This window comes from Roseateles sp. P5_B10 (assembly GCF_056400485.1).
This window is the reverse complement of record NZ_JBFULE010000667.1, coordinates 1-2,935: the sequence shown is the minus strand read 5'-3', so window position 1 is coordinate 2,935 and position 2,935 is coordinate 1. Positions and strand designations below refer to the sequence as shown.

Here is a 2,935-nt window from a genome sequence, read left to right as displayed (position 1 = left end):
CGCCTTCCTCGCGCTCGCCTTCCTGGCTGCCGGGGGCCTGGCTCTCGGGGTTCTTGGGCGGCTCGGGATCGGTCTTCTTGATGCCGTGGGCGATGAAATTGACGACGTCCAGGCGCGTGACGCCCTGCTGGTGCAGGTAGTAGACGGCGTGCGAATCCTTCTCGCCGAAGATCGCGACGAGCACGTTGGCGCCGGTCACTTCCTTCTTGCCGCTGCCGGTGCTCTGCACGTGCATGATGGCGCGCTGGATGACACGCTGGAAGCCCAGCGTGGGCTGGGTGTCCACCTCGTCGCTGCCGCCCACCATCGGCGTGTTTTCCTTGATGAACTGCGTCAGGCTCTTGCGCAGGTCGTCCAGGTTGGCCGCGCAGGCGCGCAGCACCTCCGCGGCGCTGGGGTTGTCGAGCAAAGCGAGCAGCAGGTGCTCGACGGTGATGAATTCGTGCCGCTGCTGGCGTGCTTCGACGAACGCCATGTGCAAACTGACTTCAAGCTCTTGCGCAATCATGCGGCCTCCATAATGCACTGCAGGGGGTGGCCGGCACGCCGTGAGGCGGCCAGAACCAACTCCACCTTGGTCGCGGCGACGYCCTTGGTGAACACACCGCAGACCCCGCGACCCTCGTGGTGGATTTTGAGCATGATCTGCGTCGCCGTATCGAGGTCATGCCGGAAAAATTCCTGCAGAACCATGACAACAAACTCCATCGGCGTGAAATCGTCGTTCAGCAGCAGAACCTGGTAGAGCCGGGGGGGCTCGGTTTTCTGGGTCTGCCGCTCGACGACGACCGCGCCCTCGCCTTCGTCCTTGCCCGGCTTCAGAGGGGGCGCGGGCGGGGGCGGGGGCGACTGGTTTCGCGGTGAAAAGACGGGGAGCACAGGCATGTCGGGATTCTATCGACGGGGGCTTCCCCTCGCCGACCGCGGGCAGTTGGCGACGCTCCTGGAAATTGCAAGCGCGGGGCGGAAGGTTCTGAGGGTGAACCCGGCCGGGAAGGTCCCGAATTGACGCTTTTTATTGCGCTACCAGAATCTGCCTCCGCCTCCCCAGGAGGTGCCACAAAGAATGGAGACAAGATGATGGCACTGGGCAAAGTCAAGTGGTTCAACGATGCCAAGGGCTTCGGATTCATCGAGCCGGAAGCCGGCGGAGATGATGTCTTCGCCCATTTTTCAGCGATCCAGATGGAAGGCTTTCGGACGCTGAAGCAGGGCAGCCAGGTGCAGTTCGACCTGGTGCAGGGCCCCAAAGGCCAGCTTGYGCAGAACATCACGCCGATGGAAGCCGCTGCACGCGCCGCCGAGCAGCAGCAACAGCCCCAGCTGGCGTCCYGAGCTGAGCTCACAAATCAAAAGCCCCGTGGCCTGACGCCACGGGGCTTTTGCATTGGCGCCGCCGGGCACGCGCAGCAAGCGCGCGCCCGGCTTGCTAGAGTTACGTGTTGCGCGCCGCCTCCTGGCGCTGTGTGCAGCACGGATTGCCATCTACCGGAACACGCTCATGACCGCCGAAAAGACCCAGATTGTTTACACGTTGACCGACGAAGCCCCCCGCTTGGCCACTGCCTCGCTGCTGCCGGTCGTCAAGGCCTTCGCGGCGTCGGCTGGGATCGACGTCGTCAGCAGCGACATCTCGGTGGCCAGCCGCATCCTGGGCCAGTTCCCGGAACTGCTGACCGAAGAGCAGCGCGTGCCCGACAACCTGGCCGCCCTGGGCAAGCTGACGTTGAAGTCGGAAGCCAACATCATCAAATTGCCCAATATCAGCGCCTCGGTGTCGCAGTTGAAGGCCGCCATCAAGGAACTGCAGGACAAGGGCTACAAGATCCCGGACTACCCCGAAAAGCCCGAGACGGATGAGCAGAAGGACATCCGCGCGCGCTACAACAAGTGCATCGGCTCGGCCGTGAACCCGGTGCTGCGCGAAGGCAACTCCGACCGCCGCGCGCCCAAGGCGGTGAAGGAATACGCCCGCAAGAACCCGCACCGCATGGACGACTGGAGCCAGGCCTCGCGCTCGCACGTCTCGCACATGCATGACGGCGACTTCTATCACGGTGAAAAATCGATCACGCTGGACCGCGCACGCGACGTGAAGATGGAGCTCATCACCAAGAGCGGCAAGGCCATCGTGCTCAAGGCCAAGGTTTCGCTGCTGGACCGCGAGGTCGTCGACTCGATGTACATGAGCAAGAAGGCCCTGCTGGCCTTCTATGAGAAAGAGATCGAGGACGCGCGCAAGACCGGCGTGATGTTCTCGCTGCACGTCAAGGCCACCATGATGAAGGTGTCCCATCCCATCGTGTTCGGCCACTGCGTGCGCATCTTCTACCGCGACGCGTTCGAGAAGCACGCCAAGCTGTTCGACGAACTCGGCATCAACGTCAACAACGGCATGGTGGACCTGTACACCAAGATCGCCACGCTGCCCAGCGCCAAACAGGACGAGATCAAACGCGACCTGCACGCCTGCCACGAACACCGCCCCGAACTGGCGATGGTGGACTCGGCCAAGGGCATCACCAACTTCCATTCGCCCAACGACGTCATCGTCGACGCCTCCATGCCCGCGATGATCCGCAGCGGCGGCAAGATGTACGGCGCCGATGGCCGCCTGAAGGACGTCAAGGCCGTGATGCCGGAGTCGACCTTTGCCCGCATCTACCAGGAGATCATCAACTTCTGCAAATGGCATGGCGCCTTCGATCCGCGCACCATGGGCACGGTGCCCAACGTGGGCCTGATGGCTCAGCAGGCCGAGGAATACGGCTCGCACGACAAGACCTTCGAGATCCCGGAGGACGGCGTGGCCAACATCACCGATCTCGCCACCGGCRAGGTGCTGATGAGCCAGGACGTCGAGCAGGGCGACATCTGGCGCATGTGCCAGTGCAAGGACGCCGCCGTCCGCGACTGGGTGAAGCTGGCCGTCACG

Annotated in this window: 3 protein-coding genes and 1 pseudogene; 2 read left to right on the top strand and 2 right to left on the bottom strand. The window is 63.3% G+C overall.

Annotated elements, in window-relative coordinates; genetic code table 11:
* Both AC1DU6_RS25670 and clpS read right to left on the bottom strand, forming a co-directional pair.
* A partial coding sequence (locus AC1DU6_RS25670) for a Clp protease N-terminal domain-containing protein (protein ID WP_477860559.1) occupies positions 1–508 on the bottom strand: 508 nt, incomplete at its 3' end.
* Complete coding sequence (gene clpS, locus AC1DU6_RS25665; protein WP_477860557.1) at positions 505–885, bottom strand: ATP-dependent Clp protease adapter ClpS; 381 nt, start codon at positions 883–885, stop codon at positions 505–507. The genes clpS and AC1DU6_RS25670, both read right to left, overlap by 4 nt.
* 195 nt (positions 886–1,080) lie before the next feature.
* On the opposite strand from clpS, the pseudogene AC1DU6_RS25660 reads away from it, so the two are divergent.
* A pseudogene (locus tag AC1DU6_RS25660) lies at positions 1,081–1,272 on the top strand (cold shock domain-containing protein); the annotation flags it as partial.
* Positions 1,273–1,501: 229 nt separating this feature from the next.
* The coding region (locus AC1DU6_RS25655; RefSeq protein ID WP_477860555.1) for an NADP-dependent isocitrate dehydrogenase at positions 1,502–2,935 on the top strand (1,434 nt) is incomplete at its 3' end.